This is a genomic window from Saccharothrix hoggarensis, assembly GCF_052936025.1.
The window spans coordinates 5,989,483-6,016,384 of record NZ_CP193624.1 but is presented as its reverse complement, the minus strand read 5'-3'; the positions used below and the strand labels follow the sequence as shown (position 1 = coordinate 6,016,384).

At 72.8% G+C, this 26,902-nt stretch carries 25 protein-coding genes and 1 riboswitch; of the genes, 21 read left to right on the top strand and 4 right to left on the bottom strand.

The features are described from left to right. The first annotated feature begins 441 nt into the window (after positions 1-441). The 16 genes from ACRAKH_RS27055 (at position 442) to ACRAKH_RS26980 (ending at position 16,914) form a co-directional block, all read left to right on the top strand. Positions 442-1,971 (top strand): UDP-N-acetylmuramoyl-L-alanyl-D-glutamate--2,6-diaminopimelate ligase, encoded by a 1,530-nt coding sequence (locus tag ACRAKH_RS27055; protein ID WP_380729243.1) that lies wholly within the window; start codon positions 442-444, stop codon positions 1,969-1,971. Continuing rightward, positions 1,968-3,428 (top strand): UDP-N-acetylmuramoyl-tripeptide--D-alanyl-D-alanine ligase, encoded by a 1,461-nt coding sequence (locus tag ACRAKH_RS27050; protein WP_380729241.1) that lies wholly within the window; start codon positions 1,968-1,970, stop codon positions 3,426-3,428. Before ACRAKH_RS27055 ends, ACRAKH_RS27050 begins: the two co-directional genes overlap by 4 nt. Beyond that, positions 3,425-4,513: a phospho-N-acetylmuramoyl-pentapeptide-transferase gene (gene mraY / locus ACRAKH_RS27045; protein WP_380729239.1), complete on the top strand. Its 1,089-nt coding sequence runs from the start codon at positions 3,425-3,427 to the stop codon at positions 4,511-4,513. The genes ACRAKH_RS27050 and mraY overlap by 4 nt, the downstream gene beginning before the upstream one ends. A gap of 2 nt (positions 4,514-4,515) precedes the next feature. Then, positions 4,516-5,883: a UDP-N-acetylmuramoyl-L-alanine--D-glutamate ligase gene (gene murD, locus ACRAKH_RS27040; RefSeq protein ID WP_447009369.1), complete on the top strand. Its 1,368-nt coding sequence runs from the start codon at positions 4,516-4,518 to the stop codon at positions 5,881-5,883. A gap of 152 nt (positions 5,884-6,035) precedes the next feature. Beyond that, positions 6,036-7,481 carry a putative lipid II flippase FtsW gene (gene ftsW / locus ACRAKH_RS27035; RefSeq protein ID WP_380725263.1) on the top strand — a complete coding sequence of 482 codons (1,446 nt, stop codon included), beginning with the start codon at positions 6,036-6,038 and terminating at the stop codon, positions 7,479-7,481. A 27-nt stretch (positions 7,482-7,508) separates the two neighbouring features. After that, complete coding sequence (murG, locus tag ACRAKH_RS27030; protein ID WP_380725265.1) at positions 7,509-8,612, top strand: undecaprenyldiphospho-muramoylpentapeptide beta-N-acetylglucosaminyltransferase; 1,104 nt, start codon at positions 7,509-7,511, stop codon at positions 8,610-8,612. Positions 8,613-8,659: 47 nt separating this feature from the next. Next, positions 8,660-10,060 (top strand): UDP-N-acetylmuramate--L-alanine ligase, encoded by a 1,401-nt coding sequence (murC, locus tag ACRAKH_RS27025; RefSeq protein ID WP_380725297.1) that lies wholly within the window; start codon positions 8,660-8,662, stop codon positions 10,058-10,060. Beyond that, positions 10,057-10,803 carry a cell division protein FtsQ/DivIB gene (locus ACRAKH_RS27020; protein WP_380725267.1) on the top strand — a complete coding sequence of 249 codons (747 nt, stop codon included), beginning with the start codon at positions 10,057-10,059 and terminating at the stop codon, positions 10,801-10,803. The genes murC and ACRAKH_RS27020 overlap by 4 nt, the downstream gene beginning before the upstream one ends. 80 nt (positions 10,804-10,883) lie before the next feature. Continuing rightward, the gene (locus tag ACRAKH_RS27015) at positions 10,884-11,399 is read left to right on the top strand and encodes a DinB family protein (RefSeq protein WP_380725269.1); all 516 of its coding nucleotides are present in this window, start codon (positions 10,884-10,886) and stop codon (positions 11,397-11,399) included. A 209-nt stretch (positions 11,400-11,608) separates the two neighbouring features. Next, the gene (gene ftsZ / locus ACRAKH_RS27010; RefSeq protein ID WP_380725271.1) at positions 11,609-12,973 is read left to right on the top strand and encodes a cell division protein FtsZ; all 1,365 of its coding nucleotides are present in this window, start codon (positions 11,609-11,611) and stop codon (positions 12,971-12,973) included. A gap of 109 nt (positions 12,974-13,082) precedes the next feature. Continuing rightward, positions 13,083-13,787: a peptidoglycan editing factor PgeF gene (gene pgeF / locus ACRAKH_RS27005; protein WP_380725273.1), complete on the top strand. Its 705-nt coding sequence runs from the start codon at positions 13,083-13,085 to the stop codon at positions 13,785-13,787. A gap of 29 nt (positions 13,788-13,816) precedes the next feature. Then, entirely contained in the window at positions 13,817-14,515 is a 699-nt protein-coding gene (locus ACRAKH_RS27000; RefSeq protein ID WP_447009987.1) for a YggS family pyridoxal phosphate-dependent enzyme, read from the top strand. 71 nt (positions 14,516-14,586) lie between these two features. After that, positions 14,587-15,204, top strand: a complete 618-nt coding sequence (locus ACRAKH_RS26995) for a cell division protein SepF (RefSeq protein WP_380725277.1) — start codon at positions 14,587-14,589, stop codon at positions 15,202-15,204. 20 nt (positions 15,205-15,224) lie between these two features. Then, positions 15,225-15,509 carry a YggT family protein gene (locus ACRAKH_RS26990; protein WP_380725279.1) on the top strand — a complete coding sequence of 95 codons (285 nt, stop codon included), beginning with the start codon at positions 15,225-15,227 and terminating at the stop codon, positions 15,507-15,509. A 45-nt stretch (positions 15,510-15,554) separates the two neighbouring features. Then, the gene (gene wag31 / locus ACRAKH_RS26985; RefSeq protein ID WP_073899667.1) at positions 15,555-16,370 is read left to right on the top strand and encodes a DivIVA-like cell division protein Wag31; all 816 of its coding nucleotides are present in this window, start codon (positions 15,555-15,557) and stop codon (positions 16,368-16,370) included. Positions 16,371-16,398: 28 nt separating this feature from the next. Beyond that, positions 16,399-16,914, top strand: a complete 516-nt coding sequence (locus ACRAKH_RS26980; RefSeq protein WP_380725281.1) for a hypothetical protein — start codon at positions 16,399-16,401, stop codon at positions 16,912-16,914. A gap of 44 nt (positions 16,915-16,958) precedes the next feature. Here the strand turns inward: ACRAKH_RS26980 and ACRAKH_RS26975 are convergent, their stop codons facing one another. Beyond that, positions 16,959-17,381: a hypothetical protein gene (locus ACRAKH_RS26975; protein WP_380725283.1), complete on the bottom strand. Its 423-nt coding sequence runs from the start codon at positions 17,379-17,381 to the stop codon at positions 16,959-16,961. A 461-nt stretch (positions 17,382-17,842) separates the two neighbouring features. Here ACRAKH_RS26975 and ileS point away from each other — a divergent pair, with 461 nt between their 5' ends. Next, on the top strand, positions 17,843-20,950 hold the full coding sequence (ileS, locus tag ACRAKH_RS26970; RefSeq protein WP_380725285.1) for an isoleucine--tRNA ligase: 3,108 nt from the start codon (positions 17,843-17,845) through the stop codon (positions 20,948-20,950). Positions 20,951-21,019: 69 nt separating this feature from the next. Here the strand turns inward: ileS and ACRAKH_RS26965 are convergent, their stop codons facing one another. From ACRAKH_RS26965 to ACRAKH_RS26955, 3 genes are all read right to left on the bottom strand, one after another. Further along, positions 21,020-21,586: an RNA polymerase sigma factor gene (locus ACRAKH_RS26965; RefSeq protein ID WP_380725299.1), complete on the bottom strand. Its 567-nt coding sequence runs from the start codon at positions 21,584-21,586 to the stop codon at positions 21,020-21,022. 98 nt (positions 21,587-21,684) lie between these two features. Beyond that, positions 21,685-22,251 (bottom strand): RNA polymerase sigma factor, encoded by a 567-nt coding sequence (locus tag ACRAKH_RS26960; protein WP_380725287.1) that lies wholly within the window; start codon positions 22,249-22,251, stop codon positions 21,685-21,687. A 67-nt stretch (positions 22,252-22,318) separates the two neighbouring features. Next, positions 22,319-22,783: an SRPBCC family protein gene (locus ACRAKH_RS26955; protein ID WP_380725289.1), complete on the bottom strand. Its 465-nt coding sequence runs from the start codon at positions 22,781-22,783 to the stop codon at positions 22,319-22,321. A gap of 68 nt (positions 22,784-22,851) precedes the next feature. Between ACRAKH_RS26955 and ACRAKH_RS26950 the strand changes: the two genes are divergently transcribed. The 4 genes from ACRAKH_RS26950 (at position 22,852) to ACRAKH_RS26935 (ending at position 26,898) form a co-directional block, all read left to right on the top strand. Continuing rightward, entirely contained in the window at positions 22,852-23,400 is a 549-nt protein-coding gene (locus ACRAKH_RS26950; RefSeq protein WP_380725291.1) for a TetR/AcrR family transcriptional regulator, read from the top strand. Next, positions 23,393-23,680 carry a DUF167 domain-containing protein gene (locus ACRAKH_RS26945; protein ID WP_380725293.1) on the top strand — a complete coding sequence of 96 codons (288 nt, stop codon included), beginning with the start codon at positions 23,393-23,395 and terminating at the stop codon, positions 23,678-23,680. Before ACRAKH_RS26950 ends, ACRAKH_RS26945 begins: the two co-directional genes overlap by 8 nt. Positions 23,681-23,846: 166 nt before the next feature. Beyond that, positions 23,847-25,319 (top strand): potassium/proton antiporter, encoded by a 1,473-nt coding sequence (locus ACRAKH_RS26940; RefSeq protein ID WP_380725301.1) that lies wholly within the window; start codon positions 23,847-23,849, stop codon positions 25,317-25,319. A gap of 77 nt (positions 25,320-25,396) precedes the next feature. Further along, a riboswitch (SAM riboswitch) is annotated at positions 25,397-25,511 on the top strand. Between the two features lie 37 nt (positions 25,512-25,548). Continuing rightward, entirely contained in the window at positions 25,549-26,898 is a 1,350-nt protein-coding gene (locus ACRAKH_RS26935; RefSeq protein WP_447009368.1) for an aminotransferase class V-fold PLP-dependent enzyme, read from the top strand. Positions 26,899-26,902: the final 4 nt, after the last annotated feature.

Here is a 26,902-nt window from a genome sequence, read left to right as displayed (position 1 = left end):
CGGCAGGATAAAGACAGGGGTCCCCTGGAGGGGACCTCTGCGAAGCATGAACGCGGCGAAACATGACGGCGACGAAAGCACGACCGCGGGCGAAGACGTCACTGCGGCCGAGCACGACTGCGGCGAAGTCGTGACCGCGGGCGACGCGTGACCGCGGCGAAATCATGACTGCGGGCGAAGGCACGACCGCCGGTGAAATGGCCACACCACGGGCCTCCCTCACCGACCCCACACCGGGACCGAAAAGCGCGTGCCCTCCGCCGACCTACGCCACGATGGCCGTCGCAACGCCACGACCTCGCGCGACGGCCAACCGCCGGCACCCACCACACCGACCGGTCGAGAAATTGATTCAGGTTTCACGCCTGCACACGACCTCCGCGCCGGTCCCGAGTGGACGTGCCGGGTGACCACTCTCCGTGCGCCGGTAGCCTTCCGCGCGTGCCTGCCAAGCTAGAGGGCAAGGTCGCGACCGCTCCGCCTCGCCCTTCCCGCACCCAGCCCGTTGCCGTGTCCGAGCTCGCCACGACGGTCGACGCGCGCCTGACCGCCCCCGACCGGGCGCACGTCCAAGTCAGCGGCGTGACGTTGCGCGCCCAGCACGTCCGGCCGGGGGACCTCTTCGCCGCCCTGCCGGGCACGCGGGTGCACGGGGCCGACTTCGCCGCCCAAGCCGTGGAGCACGGCGCGGTCGCCGTGCTGACCGACGAGCAGGGCGCCGCGAAGGTCCACGGCGTGCCGGTGCTGGTGCACCCGGACCCGCGCGCGGTGCTCGGTCTGCTCGCCTCCCACGTCTACGGCCACCCGTCCACGAAGCTCGAGGTGTGGGGTGTGACCGGGACGTCCGGCAAGACCACCACCAGCTACCTGGTCGAGTCGGCGTTGCGCGCCGCCGGCCGGGCCACCGGGCTCATCGGCACGGTCGAGACGCGCGTCGCGGGCAGCCGGCTGGACAGCGCCCTCACCACCCCCGAAGCCCCTGACCTGCAAGCCCTGCTGGCCGTGATGGTCGAGTGCGGCACGACGGACGTCGCCATGGAGGTCTCCAGCCACGCCCTGCGGCTGGGCCGCGTCGGCGGGGTGGGGTTCGCGGTCGGCGCGTTCACCAACCTCTCCCAGGACCACCTCGACTTCCACCCCGACATGGAGGACTACTTCCGGACCAAGGCCGAGCTGTTCGACGGCCGGGCCCGCACCGAGGTGGTCTGCGTGGACGGCGAGTGGGGCCCCCGGCTGGTCAAGGAGCGGACCACCACGGTCGCCACGACCAAGCCCGCCGACTGGACGGCCACCGACGTCACCGTCTCCACCACCGGCGAGCAGACCTTCACCGCGCACGGCCCGGACGGCGTAACGCTCGACGTCGAGCTGAGCCTGCCGGGCGACTTCAACGTCGCCAACGCGCTCCTCGCCATCGCCTGCCTGCACTCCCAGGGCATCCCCCGGGACGCCATCCGCGAAGGGTTGCGGACCGTCCAGGTGCCCGGCCGCATGCAGCGCGTCGACGAGGGCCAGGACTTCACCGCCGTCGTCGACTACTCGCACAAGCCCGCGGCCGTCGCGCTCGCGCTGGAGGCGGTCCGCGCCCGCGCCACCGGCCGCGTCATCACCGTCCTCGGCTGCGGCGGCGACCGCGACACGGCCAAGCGCCCGCTGATGGGCGAGGAGGCCGCACGTCGCAGCGACGTCCTGGTCGTCACGGACGACAACCCGCGCAGCGAGGACCCGGCCGACATCCGGGCCGCGATGCTGCGCGGCGCGCTGGCCGTGCCGGACGGCGAGCGCGGCGAGGTGGTCGAGGTCGGCGACCGCCGCCTCGCGATCGAGCACGCGGTGTCCCTCGCCCGGTCGGGCGACGTCGTCGTGGTCGCGGGCAAGGGCCACGAGACCGGCCAGGAGGTCGCGGGTGTCGTGCACCCGTTCTCCGACGTGGACGCACTGACGAACGCGATCCGGGGAGCCGTCAAGTGATCGAGTTGAGCCTGGCCGAGATCGCCGAGGTCGTCGGCGGCAGGGTCCACCACGCCACCGGCGACGAGGTGGTCACCGGGTCCGTCGAGTTCGACACCCGCAAGGTCACCCCCGGCGGCCTGTTCCTGGCTCTGCCCGGCGAACGGGTCGACGGCCACGACTTCGCCGCCCAGGCCGTCGCGAACGGCGCGGTCGGCGTGCTCGCCGGGCGCGAGGTCGACGCGCCCGCCGTCATCGCGCCCCCGGTCGAGCGGGACGGCGGCAACGCCTACGTGCTGTCCGGCGACACGGACGGCGCGGGCGCGGCGGTGCTGGCGGCGCTGGCGAAGCTCGCCCGGCACGTCACCGACCGCCTCGCCGACCTGACCGTCATCGGCGTGACCGGCTCGTCCGGCAAGACGTCCACCAAGGACCTCATCGCGCAGGTGCTGGCCCCGCTCGGGCCGACCATCGCGCCGCCCGGGTCGTTCAACAACGAGCTGGGCCACCCGTGGACGGCGTTGCGCGCCGACGAGTCGACCCGGTTCCTCGTGCTGGAGCTCAGCGCGCGAGGCGTCGGGCACATCGCCGAGCTGTGCCGGGTCGCCCCGCCGCGCGTCGGCGCGGTGCTGAACGTCGGCAGCGCCCACGTCGGCGAGTTCGGCTCCCGCGAGGGCATCGCCCGGGCCAAGGGCGAGCTGGTCGAGTCGCTGCCCGAGGACGGCATCGCGATCCTCAACGCCGACGACCCGCTGGTCGCGGGCATGGCCGAGCGCACCAAGGCCAAGGTCGTGTTCGTCGGGGAGAACAGCGCCGCGCACGTCCGCGCCGCGAACATCGAGCTGGACGAGCAGGCCCGCGCGCGGTTCACGCTGGTCACGTCACGAGGCGAGGCCGACGTCCGGCTCGCCGTCCACGGCCCGCACCAGGTCGGCAACGCCCTCACCGCCGCCGCGATCGCGCTGGAGCTCGGCGCCACGCCGGAGCAGATCGCGCGGAGCCTCGGCAGCGCCGAACGGGTCTCCGCGCACCGCATGGCGGTCTCCGAGCGTCCCGACGGTGTGACGATCGTCAACGACGCCTACAACGCGAACCCGGAGTCGGTGCGGGCGGCGCTGAAGTCGCTCGCCACCATCTCCCGGGCCACGACGCCCGCCCGCCGCAGCTGGGCGGTGCTCGGCCCGATGGCGGAACTGGGTGCGGACTCGATCCGCGCGCACGACGAGATCGGACGGCTCGCGGTCCGCTTGGACATCAACAAGCTGGTCGTCGTCGGACAGGACGCCCGCGCGATGCACCAAGGGGCGCACCTGGAAGGATCATGGGGCGAAGAAGCGATTCTGGTGCCCGACGTGACGGCGGCCGTCGAGCTGCTGCGCGACCAGGTGCGGCCCGGTGACGTCGTCCTGGTGAAGGCATCCAACTCATACGGCCTGTGGCGGGTTGCCGAGGCTCTCCTGGAGGCGGTCAGCAAGTGAAGAGCATCCTGATCGCGGCGGCCATCGCCCTGATCACGTCGATCATGCTGACGCCGTACCTGATCAAGATCTTCTCCCGGCAGGGCTTCGGCCAGGAGATCCGCGAAGAGGGACCGCAGAGCCACAAGACCAAGCGCGGCACGCCCACCATGGGCGGCGTCGCGATCCTCGTCGCGATGTGGGCGGGCTACCTCGGCTCGCACCTGGTGAACTCCATGTCGGCGTCCGCGCAGGACCAGACGCCCAGCGCGTCCGGCCTGCTGGTGCTGCTGCTGACCACGTCGCTCGGCGTCGTGGGCTTCCTCGACGACTTCATCAAGATCCGCAAGCAGCGCAACCTCGGCCTGAACAAGACCGCGAAGCTCGTCGGCCAGTTCGTCGCCACGATCATCTTCGCCGTGCTGGTCATGCAGTTCCCGAACCGGGACGGCCTCACGCCCGCGTCCGTGCACCTGTCGTTCGTGCGCGACATCACCGTGGTGTCGTTCGGCGTCGTCGGTTTCGTCGTGTTCTGCTACGCCGCGATCAGCGCGTGGTCGAACGCCGTGAACCTGACCGACGGCCTCGACGGCCTCGCCGGCGGCACGTCCGCGATGGTCCTCGGCACCTACGTGGTGATCAGCTTCTGGCAGTTCCGCTACAACTGCTCCAACCTGCTCGTCGCCGGCTGCTACGACGTGCGCGACCCGCTGGACCTGGCGCTCGTCGCCGCCGCCGCGATGGCCGGCTGCATCGGCTTCCTGTGGTGGAACGCCGCGCCCGCCAAGATCTTCATGGGCGACACGGGCTCGCTCGCGCTCGGCGGCCTCGTCGCCGGCCTGTCCATCGCGACGCGCACCGAGCTGCTGATGGTCGTCATCGGCGGCCTGTTCGTGGTCGAGGCGCTGTCGGTGGTGCTGCAGGTCGCGGTCTTCCGCACGTCACGGCGACGACTGTTCCGCATGGCGCCGTTCCACCACCACTTCGAACTCGCCGGGTGGGCGGAAACCACGGTGATCATCCGGTTCTGGCTGCTCGCGGGCATGTGCTGCATGCTCGGGCTCGGCCTGTTCTACAGCGAGTGGCTGACCGCGGTCGAGAGCTGACGATGGGATTCCTCGCAGGTCGTCACGTCCTGGTCGCCGGCGCCGGCGTCACCGGGCGGTCCGCGGCGGAGGCGTTGCTGGCGGCGGAGGCCGTGGTGACGGTGACCGACGGCTCCGCCGACCGCCTCGCCGCGCTGGAGCAGCTGCTGCCCGGCGTGACGCTGGTGCCCGGCCTGGCCACGCCGCCGCCCGGCACGGACCTGGTCGTGACCAGCCCCGGCTGGCGCCCGTCCAGCCCGCTGCTCGCGGCGGCGACGTCCGCCGGGATCGAGGTCATCGGCGAGGTCGAGCTGGCCTGGCGGATGGGTCTGGAACTGGCCGACCCGCCGACGTGGCTCGCGGTGACCGGCACCAACGGCAAGACCACGACCGTCGGCATGCTGGAGTCGATCCTGCGCGCGGCGGGCATCGACGCGGTGGCGTGCGGCAACGTCGGCCTGCCCGTGGTCGACGCCCTGCTGGCCGGGCGGCGCGTGCTGGCCGTCGAGCTGTCCAGCTTCCAGCTGCACTGGTCGCCGTCCGTGCGGCCGTTCGCCGGGGTGCTGCTCAACCTCGCCGAGGACCACCTCGACTGGCACGGCACGTTCGAGGCGTACGCGGCGGCGAAGGCCGGCGTGCTCACCGGCGACGTCGCGGTCGGCGGCGTGGACGACCCGGTCGTCGCCGCGCTCCTGGCCGAGTCGCCCGCGAAGGCGCACGTCGGCTTCACGCTCGCGTCACCCGAGGAAGGGCAGCTCGGCGTCCACGACGGGCAGCTGGTCGACCGGGCGTTCGGGGCGGCCGACACGGTGCTGCTGCCGGTCGCCGACGTCCAGCCGGCCGGTCCGCCGGGGATCGCCGACGCGCTCGCCGCCGCCGCCCTGGCACGTGCGCACGGCGTTCCGGCGGAGGCGGTGGCCCGCGGGCTGCGCGCGTTCCGGCCGGGCGCCCACCGGGCGGTGCCGGTCGCGACGGCCGACGGGATCACGTACGTCAACGACTCGAAGGCCACCAACCCGCACGCGGCGGCGGCGTCGCTGCGGTCGCACGACAGCGTGGTGTGGGTGGCCGGCGGGCTGCTCAAGGGCGCGTCGGTGGACGACCTGGTGCGCGCCGAGGCGCACCGGCTGCGCGGCGCGGTGGTGATCGGGGCGGACCGCGAGGTGATCGCCGCGGCGCTGGCCCGGCACGCGCCGACCGTGCCCGTGACCGTGCTGGACGACGCCACCATGCCGGACGCCGTGCGCGCGGCCCGTTCCCTGGCGCGGCCGGGTGACGCCGTGGTGCTCGCCCCCGCCGCCGCGTCGCTGGACATGTTCACCGACTACGCGCACCGCGGGCAGGCGTTCACGGAGGCCGTGCTGGAGCTGGTGGGCCGGCCCGACGAGTGACCCGCGGCGAGTTCCGCGTCACCGCCGCGCGTCCCGCCGACGACCGGTGGCGGGACGCGTCGGGCGGGTAATCTGGCCGCGATCATGGTCGCGACGGGCGACACGCGGGGGATTGGCGGGTTTGCCCGCGCCGGGCGGGAGACGATGGGCGCATGACTGCGGTGGACCGGACCACGGTGGAACGACCGCCTAGAGCGCCACGGCGGGGGAAGCGCGCCGGCCGGACGTCGCTGACCGCGTGGCTCGGCCGCCCGCTGGCGGACTTCCACCTGCTGCTCGCGATCTTCGGCATGCTGACCGTCCTCGGCCTCATCATGGTGCTGTCGGCGTCCGCGCCGGGCGAGGTGGCGCTGGGCGCGTCCGCCTACAGCGTCTTCAAGAAGCAGCTGCTGTACGTCGGCGTCGGCGCGGTGGTGTTCCTGGTCGTCCTGCGCATCCCGCTGCGCACGATCCGGCACTCCAGCACGATGGCGATGCTCGTCTGCGTGATCCTGCTGGTGCTGGTCCTCACGCCGCTCGGGACGACCGACTACGGCGCCCAGTCGTGGTTCAAGGTGGGGCCGGCGTCGTTCCAGCCGATCGAGCCGGCGAAGCTGGCGCTGGCGCTGTGGGGCGCGCACGTCCTGGTCACCAAGCGCGCGCTGCTGGACCAGTACCGGCACCTGCTGGTGCCGGTCGTGCCGGTGGCGATGCTGGTGTTCGCGCTCGTCATGCTGCAACCCGACCTGGGCGGCACGATCACGCTCGGTGTCGTCCTGATCAGCCTGCTGTGGTTCGTCGGCGCGCCGATGCGGATCTTCGGCATCATCGCGATCGGCGCGGTGACGGGCGCGCTGGTCCTGGCGCTCGGCGCGTCCTACCGGCTGCAGCGGGTGGAGACCTTCCTCAACCCGGAGGCCGACCCGCAGGGCGCGGGCCTGCAGGCGTTGCAGGCGATGTACGCGCTGGCGGAGGGCGGGTTCCTCGGCAAGGGCCTCACCAACGGCAGCTCGAAGTGGCGCTACCTGCCGAACGTGCACAGCGACTTCATCTTCGCCGTGATCGGCGAGGAGCTGGGCTTCATCGGCTGCCTGCTGGTGCTCGGCCTGTTCGCCCTGCTCGCCGTGGTCGGCCTGCGGATCGCCGCGCGCAACACCGACCCGTGGATCCGGATCGTGTCCGCCACGCTGACGGTGTGGCTGGTGGCGCAGGCCGCGATCAACATCGGCTACGTCGTGCGGTTGCTGCCGGTCACCGGCATCACGCTGCCGATGATCTCCTCCGGCGGCACGTCGGTCGTCACGACGATGTTCGTGTTCGGGCTCCTCGCCAGCTGCGCCCGCCACGAGCCGGACGCCGTCGCCGCGCTGCGCTCCCTGGGCCCCGGCCGGGTCGGCGGCGTGCTGAAGCTGCCCGCGCCGGAGGCGTACAAGCCGCCGCCCAAGCGCCGCCCCTCACGGCCGTCCACGCCGCCGCGCGGTCGCAAGGCCGCGCCGCCGCCCGTGGACGAGCGGAGGATGGCCGGTCGTCACGCTCCGCCGTCGGAGTACCGTCGTCGCGAATCCCGACGGGCGAGCCAGGACCGGGACGTGCGGTCCAGGCGCCGTGACGGGCGTTAGCGGTTCATCGACGCGAGGAGGAAGTGCGTGACCGGGGTTCCCCAGCAGGCCGGACCGTGCGTGGTGGTCGCCGGAGGCGGCACCGCCGGGCACATCGAGCCAGCCCTGGCCCTGGCCGACGCGGTCATGCGGCTGCGGCCCGACGCGCGCGTGGTCGCGCTCGGCACCGAGCGCGGGCTGGAGAGCAAGCTCGTGCCCGCGCGCGGCTACCCGCTCGAGCTGATCCCGCCCGTGCCGATGCCGCGCAAGCCGACGCCGGACCTGCTGAAGCTGCCGCTGCGGGTGCGCGGCGCCGTGAAGCACACCCGTGAGGTGCTGGAACGCGTCCACGCGGACGTCGTGGTCGGCTTCGGCGGGTACGTCGCGCTGCCCGCGTACCTCGCGGCCCGCGGCCGGGTGCCGATCGTGGTGCACGAGGCCAACGCCAAGGCAGGTCTGGCGAACAAGGTCGGCGCGAAGTTCGCCGAACGGGTCGCCGCCGCCGTGCCCGACTCGGGCCTGACCGACGCCGAGATCATCGGCATCCCGCTGCGCTACTCGATCACCTCGCTGGACCGGGCCGCGCTGCGCGCCCAGGCCCGCGCCCACTTCGGGCTGCACCCGACCGCGCCGACGCTGCTGGTGTTCGGCGGCTCGCAGGGCGCCCGCTCGATCAACAACGCGGTGTCCGGCGCGGCGTCGGCGTTCGCGCGGGCGGGCGTCGCGGTGCTGCACGCGCACGGCCCCAAGAACACCGTCGCGGTGCAGTCGGTGCCGGGCGCGCCGCCGTACGTGCCGGTGCCGTACCTGGAGCGGATGGACCTCGCCTACGCGGCGGCGGACGCGGTGCTGTGCCGGTCCGGCGCGATGACGGTGGCCGAGGTGTCCGCGGTCGGTCTGCCCGCGGTGTTCGTGCCGCTGCCCCACGGCAACGGCGAGCAGGCGCTCAACGCGGGCCCCGTGGTGTCCGCGGGCGGCGGCATCCTGGTCGCCGACGAGAACCTGACGCCGGAGTGGGTCGCGGCGAACGTGGTGCCGCTGGTCGGCGACCCGAACCGGCTGGCCGCGATGACGACGGCCACGCTGGGCACCGGTCACCGCGAGGCGGACGAGGTCCTGGCCCGCATCGTGCTCGAGGTGGTCAAGAAGTGAGTGACGTCCTGGACCGGGTGCACCTGGTCGGCATCGGCGGCGCGGGCATGAGCGGCATCGCGCGCATCCTGCTGGCGCGGGGAGCGAAGGTGTCCGGCTCGGACGCCAAGGACTCCCGCACCGTGCTCGCCCTGCGCGCGCAGGGCGCGGAGATCGCGGTCGGCCACGACGGCGCGAACCTCGACCAGCTGTCCGGCGGCCCCACGTCGGTCGTGGTGTCCACCGCGATCCGCGAGGACAACCCGGAGCTGGTGGCGGCCCGCGAGCGGGGCGTGGTCGTGCTGCGGCGCGCCGAGGCGCTGGCCGCGCTGATGCTCGACCACCGCGTCGCGTGCGTGGCGGGCACGCACGGCAAGACGTCCACGACGTCCATGCTGACCGTCGCCCTCCAGCACTGCCGGATGGACCCGTCGTTCGCGATCGGCGGTGACCTGAACGAGTCCGGCGCGAACGCCCACCAGGGCGCCGGCGGCGTGTTCGTCGCCGAGGCCGACGAGAGCGACGGCTCGTTCCTCTTCTTCGCGCCCTCGGTCGCGGTCGTCACGAACGTCGAGGCGGACCACCTGGACCACCACGGCACCGTCGAGGCGTACGTGGCGGTGTTCGACTCGTTCCTGGAGCGCATCCAGCCGGACGGCGTGCTGATCGCCTGCGCCGACGACCCCGGCTCGGCGGCGCTCGCCGAGCGGGCCGCGAAGCTCGGCATCCGGGTCCGCCAGTACGGCCGCACGGCGACCGGCCCCGGCTCGGCCCGCATGGTCGACTACCGGCCCGCCGACTCCGGCGGCGTGGCCCGCGTGGAGCTGGACGGCTCGGACGGCCCCGACGGCGCGCACGGCGGCTCGGACGGCGGCTCGGACGGCAACGAGGTGCTGGACGTGAAGGTGGCCGTGCCGGGCGAGCACATGGCGGCCAACGCCGTCGCCGCCCTGCTCGCCGCGCTGGAGCTCGGCGCGGACCGCGACCGCGTGCTGGCCGGCCTGGCCGCGTTCGGCGGCGTGCGCCGGCGGTTCGAGTTCAAGGGCCAGGCGCGGGGCGTGCGCGTGTACGACGACTACGCCCACCACCCGACCGAGGTGTCCGCCCAGATCACCGCGGCCCGCCCGGTCGCGGGCGAGGGCAAGCTCGTCGTCGTGTTCCAGCCGCACCTGTACTCCCGGACCCGGCTGTTCGCCGAGGAGTTCGCCGCCGCGCTCGGCCTGGCCGACGCGGTCGTGGTGCTCGACGTCTACGGCGCGCGCGAGCAGCCGGAGCCCGGCGTCACCGGCGCGCTGGTGTCCGGGCGGGTGCCGCTCGGCGTCGGCAAGGTGTTCTACGAGCCGTCGTTCGACCGGGTGCCCGCGCTGGTGGCGGGCCTGGTCGAGGAGGGCGACGTGGTCGTCACGATGGGCGCGGGCGACGTCACCATGCTCGGCCCGGAGATCGTCTGGGAGCTGGACCGGGCATGAGCACGCAGGCGGCGCGTCGTCGTCCGGCCACCGCCTCGCGGCGGCGCCCGCCCCGGCGCCCGTCGCGCGGCCCCGTCCGGGGCCCGTCCCGGCGCCAGGTGGTGCGCCGCCGGGTGGGCGCGATCCTCGTCATGCTCGTGGTGACGGCGGTCGTCTGCACCGTCTGGTTCACGCCGCTGCTCGGCGTCCGCGACGTCGACGTGCGGGGCGTCGAGGCGCTGACGCCCGACGAGGTCCGCGAGGCCGCCGCGATCGAGCCAGGCACGCCGCTGGTGCGGCTGGACGCCGACGCGGTGGCCGCCCGCGTCCGCGAGCTGTCCCGGGTGGCCGGGGTGCGGGTCGAACGGCTGCCGCCCGGCACCGTGCGGCTCACCGTGGACGAGCGCGACCCGGTCGGTGTGATCAACGCCTCGGACGGCGCGCACCTGGTCGACGCCACCGGCAAGGACTACGCCACGGTGGCGGGGCCGCCGTCCGGGCTGCCGGGGCTGGAGGTGGCGCCGGAGGCCCTGGCGCCCGCCGTGGGCGTGCTCACGCAGATCCCCGAAGCGCTGCGCCGCGAGGTCCTGGCGGTGTCGGCGGACTCGCCGGCGGACATCAGGCTGACGTTGAGCGCGGGCCGCGAGGCGCGCTGGGGCTCGTCGGACGACACGCCGCGCAAGGCGGCCGTGCTGGAGGTCCTGCTCACCAGGCAGGGGAGCGTGTTCGACGTCTCCAGCCCCGAGCTGCCCACCGTGTCGTGACGGGCGCCGTGAGCCCTGCCACGACCCCTGCCAGCGCAAATCGATCGTCCGAACCGGACCCGGCCGGAGATACTCCCGCCATGACGACCACCCAACCGGTCGACCACCGCGTCGACGTGCCCTTCACCGGCGACGAGCGCGCCCTCCTGTGCGGGTTCCTCGACTACCTGCGGGGCACGATCGAGCTGAAGTGCGCCGGCCTGTCCGACGAGGACGCGCGGCGCGCGGTGCTCCCGTCCCGGCTCACCACCGCCGCCGGCGTCGTCAAGCACCTGCGCTGGGTGGAGGACCACTGGTTCCGGGTAGCGCTCGGCGGACAGCCCAGCGAGGCCCCCTACACCCGGGAGGACCCGGACGCCGACTGGCGTGTCGAGCCGGGCGAGACGATCTCCGGATTGCTCGCCGACTACGCTGCGCAGTGCACGGCGAGTCGCGAGCTCGTCGCGGGCCTCGACCTCGACCACGAGGTGGCGTTCCGCGGCGACGAGGTGCTTTCCGTGCGCTGGGTGTTGATCCACATGATCGAGGAGACGGGTCGGCACGCGGGGCACCTGGACGTGGTGCGGGAGCTGCTCGACGGGGTGACCGGCGAGTAGTGACGCCTCACCCGGTCAGGACACAACACGGCGTGGCTGCTGGACCGAGGCATTCCAGGTGCATAACGTCCAGCAGGAACATACGGGGTTGACATAACTCTGAACCTCTGGTTGAGAGTTTCAATCCGGGTGGAGATCCGTCCGGGCTGTGACACCGGTGGTCATCCACTCCAGCACATGAGCACGGACACGATCAGGAAGGCGGACCGATGACGCCCCCGCACAACTACCTCGCGGTGATAAAGGTCGTCGGCATCGGCGGTGGCGGTGTCAACGCCGTCAACCGCATGATCGAGGTCGGGCTCAAGGGTGTCGAGTTCATCGCGGTGAACACCGACGCCCAGGCGCTGCTCATGTCGGATGCCGACGTGAAGCTCGACATCGGCCGCGAACTCACCCGCGGCCTGGGAGCCGGCGCCAATCCCGAAGTCGGCCACAAGGCCGCCGAAGACCACCGCGAGGAGATCGAGGAAGTCCTCAAGGGCGCGGACATGGTGTTCGTGACCGCCGGCGAGGGCGGCGGCACGGGCACCGGCGGCGCGCCCGTCGTGGCCTCGATCGCCCGCAAGCTCGGCGCGCTGACCATCGGTGTGGTCACGCGACCGTTCTCGTTCGAGGGCAAGCGCCGCGCCAAGCAGGCCGAAGAGGGAATACAGGCCCTGCGCAACGAGTGCGACACCCTCATCGTGATCCCGAACGACCGGCTGCTGCAGCTCGGCGACATCGGCGTCTCGCTGATGGACGCGTTCCGCTCCGCGGACGAGGTGCTGCTGTCCGGTGTCCAGGGCATCACCGACCTGATCACCACCCCCGGTCTGATCAACCTCGACTTCGCCGACGTGAAGTCGGTCATGTCCGGCGCCGGCAGCGCCCTCATGGGCATCGGCTCGGCGCGGGGCGAGGGCAGGGCCGTCCAGGCGGCCCAGAAGGCGATCAACTCGCCGTTGCTGGAAGCCTCGATGGAGGGCGCGCACGGCGTGCTGCTCTCGATCGCCGGCGGCAGCGACCTCGGGCTCTTCGAGATCAACGAATCGGCCTCGCTGGTACAGGAGGCCGCGCACCCCGACGCGAACATCATCTTCGGAACCGTCATCGACGACTCGCTCGGCGACGAGGTTCGCGTGACGGTGATCGCGGCGGGTTTTGACAGTGGCGGGCCGACGCACAAGAAGCTGGAGCCGCAAGCCCTGTCCAGCCCGCCGCGGGGCACCCCGGTGGCTCCGGGCACGGCAGGACAGGTGAACCACCAGCCGCAGCAGCAGCCCGTGCAGCAGCAGCCCGTGCAGCAGCAGGTCGACCACCAGCAGCACCAGCACCAGCAGCAGGCGCCCGTCACGCCGCCGCGGCCGACCGTGCCGCAGCAGCAACAGCCCCAGCAGCAGCCCCAACCGCAGCAGCAGCAGACCGGCCAGGGCAACGGCCAGTCGCCCTACGGGGCGCCGCAGCCGACCCTGCACCGGACGCCGACGCCGGGCCTGCAGGGCAGCACCAGCGGGACGCTGCCGAGCCGGGCCGTGCCGGTGACCGACGACCCCGACGACGAGGTGGACGTGCCGCCGTTCATGCGGCGGTAGCCCCGGACACGTCGCACGTCACACGGCGCCGCGCCGTCCCACCCCGGGACGGCGCGGCGCCGTCGTGTTGCCCGGACGCGGACCCGCGGGCGTCTGGAAAGCTGGGCACGTGCGCATCCGCCGTGTCGTGACCACCCGCGAAGGTGGCGTGTCGAAACCGCCGTACGACTCCTTCAACCTCGGCGACCACGTCGGCGACGACCCCGCCGCCGTCGCCGCCAACCGGGAACGCCTCGCCGAGGGCATCGGGCTGAGCCCGGACCGCCTGGTCTGGATGGAACAGGTCCACGGCCGCACGGTCGCCGTGGTGGACGGGCCCACCACCGAGCCGCTGGAGGCCACCGACGCCGTCGTGACGGCGCGGGAGCGCCTGGCGCTGGTCGTGCTGACCGCCGACTGCGTCCCCGTGCTGCTGGGCGACCCGGAGGCGGGCGTGATCGGCGCCGTCCACGCCGGACGCGTCGGCGCCCGCGTCGGCGTCGTCCCGGCCACCCTGGACCGGATGGTCGAGCTGGGCGCGCGGAAGGACCGGATCGAGGTGCTGCTCGGCCCGGCCGTGTGCGGCCAGTGCTACGAGGTGCCCGCCGCCATGCGCGACGACGTCGAGAAGCACCTGCCCGGCAGCGCGACGAAGACCCGCTCCGGCAAGCCCGCGCTGGACCTGCGCGCGGGCATCTGGCAGCAGCTCGCCGACGCGGGCGTGACGAAGGTCGGGCTCGACCCGCGGTGCACCGCGGAGGAGAGGACGCTGTTCAGCCACCGCCGCGACCCCGGCACGGGTCGCCTCGCGGGTGTCGTCTGGATGGAGCCGTGAACCAGGACGCACGGGACGGAGTCGTGGACGTGGACCGCCGGGAAGAACTCGCCCTGTCGCTGGCCGAGGTGAGGGAGCGCATCGCCAAGGCGTGCGCCGCCGCCGGCCGCTCGCCTGCCGAGGTGGAGCTGCTGGCCGTCACCAAGACGTTCCCGGCGGCGGACGTGGCGATCCTCAGCGACCTCGGGCTCACCGCCTTCGCCGAGAACCGGGACCAGGAGGCGAGCCGGAAGACGGGCGAGTTCGCCGAGCTGCGGCCCGGCGCGCCGGCGCGGTGGCACATGGTCGGCTCGCTCCAGCGGAACAAGGCCAAGTCCGTCCTCCGCTGGGCCGACCGGATCGACACCGTCGACTCCACCCGGCTCGCCGACGCGATCGCCAGGGCCGCCGCCGAGCCCGTCGAGGTGCTGGTCCAGGTGAGCATCGACGGCGACGAGAGCCGCGGCGGGCACCCGATCGGTGACCTTCCGCGACTCGCCGATCACGTAGCACGGTCGAGTGAACTTATTTTGCGGGGTGTGATGACCGTCGCACCCCTTGGGATGTCTCCACAGCAGGCGTTTGCCGCTCTATACGAAGCGGTAACCCGCTTGCGGGACGATCATCCCGATGCCACCGTGATCTCGGCGGGGATGAGCGGTGACCTGGAAGATGCCATTGCGTGCGGTTCGACGTGCGTGCGTGTCGGAACAGCGTTGCTGGGCAGCCGGAGACTAGCCTCGCCGTAACTGTCTGGAACCTCTGGGACGGCCGCGACGTCCTTGCGGGTAGGGATCTCGGCGGAGGAAGGGCTCAAGCCATGAGCGGGTTTCACAAGCTGAAGGCCTACTTCGGGATGGTTCCCGCCGAGTACGCCGACGACCCGGCCGCCTACGACGACGACCGGCGCTACGCGGACTACCGGTCCGAGTACCCCGAGTCCGAGGAGTTCGAGCCGTACCCCGAGCAGAGGACCGCCCGTCGCCGTTCCTTCAACGGCTACCGCGCCGAGTTGGACGACGCGGACGACTTCGAGCCCGAGCGCGCCGCACGCCCGCGTCGCGCGTGGAGCCCGGAGACGCACGGCGCGCTGGCCGTCGAGCCGACGCGTGAGCCGGTGGGGCGGCTGCGCGCGGCCGCCGAGCCCGCCAACCACCCGCTGGGCCGCATCACCACGCTGCACCCGCGCAGCTACAACGAGGCGCGGACCATCGGCGAGCACTACCGCGACGGCACGCCGGTGATCATGAACCTCACCGACATGGACGACGCGGACGCCAAGCGGCTGGTGGACTTCGCGGCCGGGCTGGCGTTCGCGCTGCGCGGCTCGATCGACAAGGTCACCAACAAGGTGTTCCTTCTCTCACCGCCGAACATCGACGTGACGGCGGAGGACCGGAGGCGGCTCGCGGAGGGCGGGTTCCTCAACCAGGCCTGAGTGATGGCACAGTTGACGCTGTGGATGCCCTCTGGCTCGTGGTCTACTACGTGTTGTTCTCGTTCTGGCTGCTGCTCACGGCGCGTGTCGTCGTGGAGCTCGTCCGTAGTTTCGCCAGGGGATGGCGGCCTGCGGGCGGTGTCGCGGTGGCGCTTGAGACCGTCTACACAGTGACCGATCCCCCGGTCCGCCTGCTGCGTCGGATCATCCCGACCGTGCGGATCGGGGGCGTCGGACTGGACTTGTCCATTATTGTGCTGTTGCTGGTCGTTATCATTCTGATGCGAGTAGCCGATCCCAGGTGAGGGGACCAGGGATGTCCACAGCCCAGGAGTGCGTGAGGTGATCTGATGCCGTTGACCCCCGCGGACGTGCACAACGTCGCGTTCAGCAAGCCGCCGATTGGCAAGCGGGGCTACAACGAGGACGAGGTGGACGCGTTCCTCGACCTGGTTGAGGGCGAGCTTGCTCGCCTGATCGAGGAGAACAACGACCTGCGCCAGCAGGTCGAGCAGCTCGACCAGCAGGTCGAGACCGCGCGTGCCGACCTCGAGGACGCCCGGGCGAAGGTTGCCGCGGGTGTCGGCCCGAGCCGCGTCGTCGACGAGCCTCGCCGGCTCGCCCCGGTGCCGCCCCCCTCGGCGCTGGAGCAGACCTCGCCCGGCGGTGGTGGTGACCACCACGTGCAGGCCGCGAAGGTCCTGGGCCTGGCCCAGGAGATGGCGGACCGGCTCACCGGCGAGGCCAAGGCCGAGGCCGACGGGATGCTGTCGGAGGCCCGGACGAAGTCCGAGCAGCTGTTGTCCGAGGCGCGAGCCAAGGCCGACACGATGGTCAACGAGGCCCGCACCCGTGCCGAGACCATGCTGAACGACGCGCGAACCCGCGCCGAGACGTTGGAGCGGCAGGCCCGTGAGAAGGCCAGCGCGCTCGACCGCGACGCGCAGCGCAAGCACGCCGAGGTGATGGGCAACATCACCCAGGAGAAGAACACGCTCGAGAAGCAGATCGACAAGCTTCAGACGTTCGAGCGCGAGTACCGCACCAGGCTCAAGACGATGCTCGAATCGTCGCTGCGCGACCTGCAGGACCGGGGTCCTGCCGCGCCGTCCGACGGCCGTCAGCAGGGTGGGTACTCCTTCGGGGCGCGCGCCGAGGCCGGCTGATCGGCGCTGCTGATCTAGTCTGCTGCACGTGCTCTACGTAGTCCTGCTGTTGGTGCTGGCAGCCCTGGGGTTGCTCGTGCCCGCGCTCACCAGCGCCCAGACGTTCTGGGCGTGGTTGTCCGTGGGTGCGAGCGGGGCCGCTGCCGCGGTCCTGGTGCTCGACTGGTGGCTTCGCCGCCGGTCGGGCCCCCGGGCTGCCGGTGCCATCGCTGGTGACGTCCAGGTTAGCGCCGGTGATCAACTCGGCGGGACGGGGGTCGAGGAGGCTCCGAGGTCACCTGATCAGGTAGAAGTCGAACCTGACGAGGAGGACACGGACGCCGCCGACTCCCTCGTCGTGAGCGATCTCACGGACGAGGTCCGGGTGCTGGACGAGCGTCCCCGCTACCACCTCGCCGACTGCCCGTGGCTGGCTTCGCGGCCGTCCCTGGGCCTGCCCGTCTCCGAGGCGCGGCAGCTCGGCTTCACGCCGTGCGCGGTGTGCCGCCCGGACTCCGGCCTCGCGGCCCGCAAGCGGGCCGCGGACCAGTCGGAGCCCGCCTAGCTGCTCAGCGCCCTAGCTGCTCAGCGCCCTAATTGCTCAGCGTCCTAGCTGCTCAGCGTCGCGCGCGCGGTGAACGCCGGCGCGTCGGGCGCGCCGCAGCGGTGCTCCACCTCGACGTCGACGTCCGTCAGCCGACCCGTGACCGGGTCGCGCCCGATGCTGTGCACGGTGAAGCCCCCGTGCACCGGGCCGCAGGCCAGGCCGTTGGAGATCACGACCAGGCCGGGGTTGGTCGCGGTCGCCCGCGTCCGCACGTCGGTGTAGGCACCGACCTCCAGCGGCGCGTTGCCGGGCGCCGCGAGCTCGACCCGGATCAGCTGCTGGTTCGAGGACGAGTCCTCGTCGAACTTCAGCAGGCCGTCCTGGCTCTCCCAGATCCTCACGTCGTCCTCCGGGGTGGACCAGAACCCCTGCCGGCCGTCCACCGGGGTCGCCCCGGCTTCGGCGTGGAACTCGAACGTGGCCACGCGCCCTTCCTGCGCCACGGCCGGCGGCGCCGGAACCGGTGCGGGTGCGGCCAGGGCGGGTGCGGCCAGTGCGGGCACGGTCGCCGCGGCCAGAACAGCGCGATCGCTCGCTTCACGAGTGTTCCCCCTGGGTCGGGCGGACCCGGTGATCGGGACCGGTCCTCCCAGCCTCCCGACGGGCTCCGGCGCGTCGCATGGGGGGAACTGCTCAAAGGGGTTTGCGCGGCTCGGCTACCCTTGGTGGTAGCAAGGCGTCGATCCGGCCATCACCGGGGAGCCTCCGGAAGAACGGGCGCGCGCCCCGGCCGCGCCTCAGTAGAACCGGACGGGTGCGGCCCGTCACAGCCGTCGCAAAGAGAGGCCAGTGCCTTCGCGCCCTGGCAAGCGGGGTGGTACCGCGGTGCGCCGGACTCGGCGTGTCGTCCCCGTGAGCCGGTTGGACGCACGCGAGGAGCAGCACGATGGCCTACCCGAAGGCAGGCGAGGGTTCCGTTCCCTCCCAGCCGTCCTTCCCCGCCCTCGAAGAGGGTGTGCTCGACTACTGGAAGTCCGACGGGACGTTCCAGGCGTCGATCGACGCCCGTCCGGCGGGGGACAACGGGGCGAACGAGTTCGTCTTCTACGACGGCCCGCCGTTCGCGAACGGCCTGCCGCACTACGGCCACCTGCTCACCGGGTACGTGAAGGACGTAGTCCCGCGCTACCAGACCATGCGCGGCAAGCACGTCGAGCGCCGCTTCGGCTGGGACACCCACGGCCTGCCCGCCGAGGTCGAGGCGGAGAAGCAGCTCGGGTTCTCGTCCAAGAGCGAGATCGAGGCCTTCGGCATCGAGAAGTTCAACGAGGCGTGCCGCACGTCGGTGCTCCGGTACACCGGCCAGTGGCGCGACTACGTGACCCGGCAGGCCCGCTGGGTGGACTTCGACAACGACTACAAGACGCTCGACCTGGACTACATGGAAAGCGTCATGTGGGCCTTCAAGACCTTGTGGGACAAGGGTCTGGTCTACGAGGGCTTCCGGGTGCTCTGGTACTGCTGGCGCTGCGAGACGCCGCTGTCCAACACCGAGACCAAGATGGACGACACGTACCGGGACCGGCAGGACCCGGCGGTGACGGTGGGCCTGCGCCTGGAGACCGGCGAGCTGGCCCTGGTGTGGACGACGACCCCGTGGACGCTGCCGTCCAACCTGGCCGCCGCCGTGCACCCGGACGTGGACTACGTGACGGTCGAGGCGAACGGCGAGCGCTACCTGCTCGCCGAGGCGCGCGTGCCCGCGTACGCCCGCGAGCTGGGCGAGGAGCCGACCGTCGTGGCCCGCTGCAAGGGCGCCGACCTGGTGGGGCGCAAGTACGCGCCGCCGTTCGACTTCTTCGTCGGCCGGGAGAACGCGCACCAGGTGCTGCCCGCGGACTACGTCACCACCGAGGACGGCACGGGCGTGGTGCACATCGCCCCCGCCTTCGGTGAGGAGGACAAGGCCGTCACGGACGCGGCGGGCATCGAGGTCGTCGTGCCCGTGGACGCGCACGGCCGGTTCACCGCCGAGGTGCCGCCGTACGAGGGGCAGCAGGTCTTCGACGCGAACAAGCCGATCATCCGCGACCTGAAGGCCGCGGGCCTGCTGCTGCGCCACGAGACCTACGACCACCCGTACCCGCACTGCTGGCGCTGCGACAACGCGCTGATCCAGCGCGCGGTGTCGTCGTGGTTCGTCGCGGTGTCGCGGTTCAAGGACCGCATGGTCGAGCTGAACCAGCAGATCAACTGGGTGCCCGAGCACGTCAAGGACGGCCAGTTCGGCAAGTGGCTGGAGAACGCCCGCGACTGGAACATCTCCCGCAACCGGTTCTGGGGCTCGCCGATCCCGGTGTGGGTGTCGGACGACCCGGCGTACCCGCGGGTCGACGTCTACGGCTCGCTGGACGAGCTGGAGCGCGACTTCGGCGTGCGCCCGACCGACCTGCACCGGCCCGGCATCGACGCCCTGACCCGGCCGAACCCGGACGACCCGACGGGCAGCTCGACCATGCGCCGGGTGCCCGAGGTGCTGGACTGCTGGTTCGAGTCCGGCTCGATGTCGTTCGCGCAGGTGCACTACCCGTTCGAGAACGCGCAGTGGTTCGAGGACCACTACCCGGGCGACTTCATCGTCGAGTACAACAACCAGACGCGCGGCTGGTTCTACACCATGCACGTGCTGGCCACGGCCCTGTTCGACCGGCCCGCGTTCCGCAACTGCGTGGCGCACGGGATCGTGCTGGGCGACGACGGCCAGAAGATGTCCAAGTCGCGCCGGAACTACCCGGAGGTCAACGAGGTCTTCGACCGCGACGGCTCGGACGCCATGCGGTGGTTCCTGATGGCGTCGCCGATCCTGCGCGGCGGCGACCTGGTGGTGACCGAGCGCGGCATCCGCGACGCGGTGCGGCAGGCCGTGCTGCCGTTGTGGAACTCCTGGTACTTCCTCGCGCTGTACGCCAACGCGGAGGGCGTGGAGGGCGCCTGGCGGACCGACTCGTCGCACGTGCTGGACCGGTACGTGCTGGCGAAGGCGCACGACCTGGTGGTCGGGGTGACCGCGCAGCTGGACGCCTACGACGTCTCGGGCGCGTGCGCGTCCATCCGGGAGTTCCTGGAGGTGCTGACGAACTGGTACGTGCGCCGCTCGCGCGACCGGTTCTGGGCGGGCGACCGGGACGCGATCGACACGCTGCACACCGTGCTGGAGGTGGTGAGCCGCGTCGCCGCGCCGCTGCTGCCGTTGACGGCGGAGTCGGTGTGGCGCGGGCTGACCGGCGGCCGTTCGGTGCACCTGGCCGACTACCCGTCGGCGCCGGACCTGCCCGCGGACGACGCCCTGGTGGCCGCGATGGACCAGGTGCGGCAGGTGGCGTCCACGGCGCTGTCGCTGCGGAAGTCGAACAAGCTGCGGGTGCGGCTGCCGCTGGCGAAGCTCGTGATCGCGTCCGCGGACGTGGCCCAGCTGGAGGGGTTCACCGAGATCCTGCGGGACGAGGTGAACGTCAAGGAGGTCGAGCTGACCTCGGACGTGGACGCGCACGGCCACTTCCAGCTGGCGGTCAACGCGCGGGTCGCCGGGCCGCGGCTCGGGCCGGACGTGCAGAAGGTCATCAAGGCCGTGAAGGCCGGTGACTGGCAGGAGGTGGACGGTCGCGTCGTGGCCGCCGGGGTCGAGCTGTTCCCGGAGGAGTACGAGCAGCGGCTCGTCGCCACCGACCAGGGCGCGACGGCGGCGCTGCCGAACGGCGGCGGGCTGGTCGTGCTGGACACCGCGGTGACGGAGGAGCTGGCCGCCGAGGGCGTCGCGCGCGACCTGGTGCGCGTGGTGCAGCAGGCGCGGAAGGACGCCGGTCTGGACGTGTCGGACCGGATCGCGCTGACCGCGCAGCTGCCCGCGGAGGTCGAGGCGGCCGTGCGCCGGTTCGAGGCGTTCGTGAAGGACGAGACGCTCACCGGGTCGGTCTCCTACGGCGATGTCGCCGAGGGGTCGGACGGCGTGGTCGGTGACGGGCAGAAGGTCCGGGTCGCGGTCGCCCGGGTCTGACCCCTCGCCGGGGTCGCGGGCCACCGCCCGCGACCCCGGCGAGGTCGGGTTCGCGCCGGTTCCGGCGCGTCAGCGGACGTCGTCCTGCTCCAGCCGGGCCTTCAGCTGGTTCAGGCAGCGGCCCCTGGTGGGGCCGATCGAGCCGTGCGGCATGGCGAGGGCCTCGGAGACGGCCCGGTACTCGGCCCGGCCCGCCAGGACGGTGAGGCGCAGCACCTCCTGGCAGCGGCGGGGCAGCGCGTTGAACGCCTGCCAGAGGCGGCGGTCGCGGTCGTCTCGCAGCGCCTCCGGCTCCGGCAGCCAGCGGTCGTCGGGCATGTCGAGGGCGGAGTCGGTGGACAGCGCGGGCCGGCCGTGGCGCTCCCGCCAGGCCCGCTGCGACTCGCGGCGGGTGGCGACGATGAGCCAGCCCGCCACCGCGCGCGGCTCGTGCAGGCGGTCGAGGTGGCGCAGCAGGCTCAGCCACACGGTCTGCACGACGTCCTCGGCGGTGGCCTGGTCGAGGCCGTTGCCGCGCGCCACGTGCCACACCAGCGGTGTCAGCTCGGCGACCAGGGAGTCCAGCGCGGCCCGCGAGCCCGCCCGCGCGGCGACCACGAGGGCGGCCTGGCGGTCGTGCGGCGCGGCCTGCGCCATGATCGCCGCCACGCCGAGGTCGTCCGCGCCGGGGTCCTCCGGGATCGCTTCGGCCAGCTCGGCCCGCAGGTGGTCCAGCCGGGGGTCCAGCTCGTCCGTCACGACGTCTCCTTCCCGCGCTGGGAGCCCCGCACCCGTCGCTCCTGGTTGCCGACCCGCGCGCTGACCCGCGCCCGCGCCTCCGCCACGTACCGGCGGACGGACGCGCGGCGGCAGCCCAGCACGTCGGCGATCTCGTCGTCGTCGAAGTCCCAGAACCGCAGCACCAGCGCGGTGCGCAGGTGGTCCGGCAGGTCGACGACGGCGGCCAGCGTGCTGATCAGCTCGTGCCACGTCTCGGCGTCCCGCTGCCGGGGCAGCAGGATCCGGTACGTGCCGCGCTGCCGGACGGTGGCCTCGTCGGTCACGTCGCCCGGCCGCTCCCGCCGGCGGGCCTGGTCCACCAGCAGGTTGCGGATCGTCCGCACCAGCCAAGCACGCCGCGACGGCGCGGCGATCACCGGCCAGTTCCGCCACGCGCTGACGAACGCCTCCTGCACCGCGGACTCGTGGTCCAGGTGCGGCGACACCACCGCGGCGAACCGGAACAGCCGAGTGCGTTCCCGGTGGTAGAAGTCGCTGAACGTGGCGGCGTGGTCCTCGTCGTCGGGGTCGTCCGGCGTCACGAACCCTCCCCCCTGTGGTCCCGGTACCGGGTAGACGGACGAGACCGCGGGTTGTGGAGGAAATCCGTCAGGCGGCCTGCCCGACCTTCCTCCTCCTGGCCGCCGCGCGCAGCAGCCGGACCCACGGGGACCACCTGCGCGGGCGGACCGGCGGGTGGCCGGCGGCGTGGGCCGCGTTGTCGAACAGGTCCTCGATGAGCGCGTCGTGCAGCCACCGGACGGCCAGCGGCCACCCGAGGCGCATCAGCCCGCTCGTGCGGCCGGTGAGGGTGTGCCGCAGCCCGCCGGGGACGGCTTCGAGGACGTGCGTCCCGGTCACGCCGATGCGGGGGTCGAAGGTGAACTCGGCCCGCTGACCGGGCACGTGATCCGTGCAGCGGTAGCGGACGAACCCGTGGCCGCCGTCCGCGCCGACGCCCAGCGGTCGGTCGAGGACCAGCGCCGGCCACCGGTCGGACGGCCACAGCTCGACGACCCGGTCGACCAGGCCCGCGCTGTCGGGGATCAGGCGGGTGTGCACGTTCTGGATCACGACGACCTCCTCCACGCCGGACCGTACGGGTCCGTATGGTCCACGACCGTACGGTAGCGTATGGAGTCGTGACGCGGCGAACGAGGGACGACTGGACCGGGGTGGCCCTGCAGGCGCTCGCCGAGGGCGGGGTGGCGGCGGTCGCGGTGGAACCCCTGGCCGCGCGGCTCGGCGCGACCAAGGGCAGCGCCTACTGGCACTTCCCCAACCGGGAAGCCCTGCTCAAGGCCACCCTGGAACGGTGGGAGCGCGAGCACACCGAGGCCGTGATCGAGGCCGTCGAGTCCGTGCCCGACCCGGCCGGGAAGCTGCGCCTGCTGTTCGGCACGGTGCTGGAGGACGTCGAGGACAGCGCGGTCGAGCTGGCCATGCTCGCGGCCAAGGACGACCCGGCCGTGGCGCCCGTGCTGGACCGCGTCACCGACCGCCGCATCGGCTACCTGGAGGAGCTGTTCGGCGAGCTCGGGTTCGACGCCGGCGCGGCGCACCAGCGGGCGGTGCTGGCGTACTCGGTCTACCTCGGGCAGGCGTTGCTGCTGTCGTCCACGCCGAACCTGGTGCGGGCGCGGCGGGCGTTGCTGGAGGACACGCTGGCCGTCGTGATGAGCCGTGGCTGACCGGTCGGCGTTCCGGTTCGCGGTGCGGGTCAAGCCGGGCGCGAAGCGGGAGGCCGTCGGCGGTCGGTGGGGTGACGGCGCGCTGGTCGTCGCCGTCGCCGCGCCCGCCGTGGAGGGCAAGGCGAACGAGGCCGTGCGCAAGGCGCTGGCCCAGGCGTTCGGCGTGCGGAAGCAGGACGTCGAGGTGGTCGCGGGGGAGCGCGGGCGGGACAAGGTCGTGCGGGTCGAGCCCGCCCCGGCCGACGCCGGCGACGTCCTCGCGCGCCTGCTGGACGGCTGAGCGGAGGCCGTGCGGCACGGCGTCCGCACGGGTGTCGTTCACGACCGCGACGCCTGTTCGGTGACGCTGCGTGTGATGCCGGATTCGTCCATTTCGGTATCACCGGGGAGAATGACCTCCGTCGAGTGACCGCGAAGTACGACGGTGTGGAGGTCGAGTGGGTGGTGTGACGGGCTTCCTCGGCATCGCCGCCGCGGTCCTCTTGCTCTCGGTGATCGCGGTCAGGGTGTCGATCCGGCTCGGACTGCCGTCCCTCCTGCTGTACCTCGGCATCGGCGTGCTGCTCGGCGAGGCGGTCGTCGGCATCCAGTTCGAGGACGCCGACCTGACCCGGTCGCTCGGCACCGCCGCGCTCGTCCTGATCCTCACCGAGGGCGGTCTCACCACCCGGTGGAGCGCGGTGAAACCCGCGCTGGGCTTGGGCATCGCGCTGTCCACGGTGTCGGTCGGCGTGAGCATCGCCGTCACCGGGTTCGCGCTGCACTTCCTGCTCGACATGGACTGGCGCACCGCCCTGCTCTGGGGCGCGGTGCTGTCGTCCACCGACGCGGCGGCCGTGTTCAGCGTGCTGCGCGGGGTGGGCGTGGGCAAGCGGCTCATCGGCGCGCTGGAGCTGGAGTCCGGCATCAACGACGCGCCGGTGTACATCGCCGTCGTGCTGCTCGCCGCCCCCGACCCCATCACGTGGACCGCGCCGCTGCTGATGGCCTACGAGCTGGTCGCCGGCGGTGTGATCGGCATCGTGCTCGGGTGGCTCGGCGGGGTCGGGCTGCGCCGGGCCGCGCTGCCCGCCACCGGCCTGTACCCGCTGGCCACGGTCGCGGTGTGCCTGCTCGCCTACACCGTGGGCGACCTCGCGCACGCGTCCGGCTTCCTCGCCGTCTACATCGCCGCGCTGGTGCTCGGCAACGCCCGCCTGCCGCACCGGGCGGACACGCTGTCGTTCGCCGAGGGGCTCGGCTGGATCGCCCAGATCGGCCTGTTCGTGCTGCTCGGCCTGTACGCCTCCCCCGGACGGCTGCTGGACGCCCTGGTGCCCGCCCTGGTCGCGGGCGCCGTGCTGGTCCTGTTCGCCCGGCCCCTGTCGGTGCTGTGCGCGGCGCTGCCGTTCCGGGTGCCCTGGCGGGAACAGGTGTTCATCTCGTGGTCCGGGCTGCGCGGCGCGGTGCCGATCGTGTTCGCCCTGATCCCGCTCATCCAGCAGGTGCCGGACGCCCAGCACCTCGTCGACGCGGTGTTCGTGCTGGTCGTGCTGCTGACCGTGGTGCAGGGCACTAGCCTGCCGTGGCTCGCGAAGTGGCTGGGGCTGGTCAGGTCCGGCGAGGCGCACGAGGTGCAGGTCGACTCGTCGGCGCTGGACGAGCTGGGCGCGGAACTGCTCCAGGTCCGCATCCAGCGCGGGTCCAAGCTGCACGGCGTGTACCTGTCGGAGCTGCGGCTGCCGCCCGGTTCGTCGGTGAGCCTCGTGGTGCGCGACGACAACGGCTTCACGCCGCAGCCGACGACCCGGTTGCAGGAGCACGACCAGCTGCTGGTGGTGTGCACGGAGGCCATGCGCACGGCGACCGAGCAGCGCATCCGGGCCGTCGACCGGGCGGGCCGGTTCGCCCGCTGGAAGGGCGACGTCGGCCTGCCGTGACGGCGTGCGCGGGGGTGCTCCCAGGATGTGAACCCCTCTCGACGCGGTCGCGCGGGCTGCGTAAGTTCGTCGGTGAAGGTCATGAGTGCCAGCGACAAGCCCGGGCTTGCTGGCCGGCAACCCTCCAACCGCGGTGGGGTGCCCCCGGTGAGGACCTGGCCTGGCGCGCAGGGCGTCCGGCAAGCGCGGGCTCCCTCTCCGGTGGGGTCCCGGACCCCCGGAGGGCGTCATGACGATCGCGATTCCCCGAACCGCCACCACCACCGCCACCGTCGCCGCGTCGGACCAGCGGGCGCTGCCCCGCGTCGTGGGCGCGTCGCTGCGGGTGCCGCTGGTCACCGGCGAGCGCGTCGAGTACGCGAACCTCGACCACGCGGCCAGCGCGCCGTGCCTGGAGCAGGTCCGCGACGTCGTGGACGAGGTGCTGCCCTGGTACGCGAGCGTGCACCGGGGCGCGGGCTTCGCCTCCCAGGTCACCACGAAGGTCTACGAGCAGGCCCGCACGTCCGTCCGCCGGTTCCTCGGGGCACGGTCCTCCGACGCCGTCGTCTTCACGCGCAACACGACCGACGCGCTGAACCTGCTGGCCAGGAGCCTGCCGAAGCGCACCGCCGTGCTGCTGTTCGACACCGACCACCACGCCGCGCTGCTGCCGTGGCGCGGGCCGGACGTGCGCCGCCTCCGGACGCCCGCCACGCCCGCCGCGGCCGTGCTGGAGCTGGACCGGGCGCTGCGCGAGGCGCCCGTGGGGCCGCGGCTGCTCGTGGTGACCGGCGCGTCCAACGTCACCGGCGAGGTGTGGCCGGTGGCCGAGCTGGCGCGGGTCGCCCGCCGGCACGGCGCCCGGATCGCCCTCGACGCCGCCCAGCTCGCACCGCACCGCCCCGTCGACGTGCGGGCGCTGGACGTCGACTACACCGTCCTGTCGGGGCACAAGCTCTACGCGCCGTTCGGCGCGGGCGTCCTGGTCGGCCGGTCCGACTGGCTGCAAGCCGCCGAGCCGTACCTGGTGGGCGGCGGCGCGACGGCCCGCGTCACCGACCACGGCGACCGCCTCGGCGTGGCCTGGTCCGCGGTGCCCGAGCGGCACGAGGCGGGCAGCCCGAACGTCGTCGGCGTGCACGCGCTGGCCGTGGCGTGCGACGTGCTCGGCCGGCACTGGGAGCAGACCGTCGAGCACGAGCGCGCGTTGCTGGCGCGGCTCCGCGCGGGCCTCGCGACCGTGCCCGGCGTGCGGGAGCTGGCCCTGTTCGGCGCCGACCACGACCGGGTGGGCGTGGTGAGCTTCACCGTCGGCGGCCAGGACGTTGGTTACCTGTCCGCCGCGTTGTCCGCCGAGCACGGCATCGGCGTGCGCGACGGCGCGTTCTGCGCGCACGTGGCCGTGCACCGGCTCACCGGCGGTGACCGGGCACTTCGCGCGTCCCTCGGCCTGGGCACCACCGAGGAGCACGTGGACCGGTTCGTGGCCGCGCTGCGCGCGCTCGTCACCGAGGGCTCGCGGTGGGACTACGAACTCCGCGACGGCCGCTGGGCCCCGCTGAACGACGAGCGCGCGCTCCCGCCGTTCCTGCGCTGATAGC

Excerpts from the sequence above, each read along its gene's own strand:
- ftsW (WP_380725263.1), top strand. The coding sequence starts at position 6,036 with ATGACTGCGGTGGACCGGACCACGGTGGAACGACCGCCTAGAGCGCCA.
- ileS (WP_380725285.1), top strand. The coding sequence starts at position 17,843 with ATGGCCTACCCGAAGGCAGGCGAGGGTTCCGTTCCCTCCCAGCCGTCC.
- ACRAKH_RS27015 (WP_380725269.1), top strand. The coding sequence starts at position 10,884 with ATGACGACCACCCAACCGGTCGACCACCGCGTCGACGTGCCCTTCACC.
- ACRAKH_RS26995 (WP_380725277.1), top strand. The coding sequence starts at position 14,587 with ATGAGCGGGTTTCACAAGCTGAAGGCCTACTTCGGGATGGTTCCCGCC.
- ACRAKH_RS26935 (WP_447009368.1), top strand. The coding sequence starts at position 25,549 with ATGACGATCGCGATTCCCCGAACCGCCACCACCACCGCCACCGTCGCC.
- murC (WP_380725297.1), top strand. The coding sequence starts at position 8,660 with ATGAGCGGCATCGCGCGCATCCTGCTGGCGCGGGGAGCGAAGGTGTCC.
- ACRAKH_RS26965 (WP_380725299.1), bottom strand. The coding sequence starts at position 21,586 with ATGGCGCAGGCCGCGCCGCACGACCGCCAGGCCGCCCTCGTGGTCGCC.
- ftsZ (WP_380725271.1), top strand. The coding sequence starts at position 11,609 with ATGACGCCCCCGCACAACTACCTCGCGGTGATAAAGGTCGTCGGCATC.
- wag31 (WP_073899667.1), top strand. The coding sequence starts at position 15,555 with ATGCCGTTGACCCCCGCGGACGTGCACAACGTCGCGTTCAGCAAGCCG.
- ACRAKH_RS27020 (WP_380725267.1), top strand. The coding sequence starts at position 10,057 with ATGAGCACGCAGGCGGCGCGTCGTCGTCCGGCCACCGCCTCGCGGCGG.
- murD (WP_447009369.1), top strand. The coding sequence starts at position 4,516 with ATGGGATTCCTCGCAGGTCGTCACGTCCTGGTCGCCGGCGCCGGCGTC.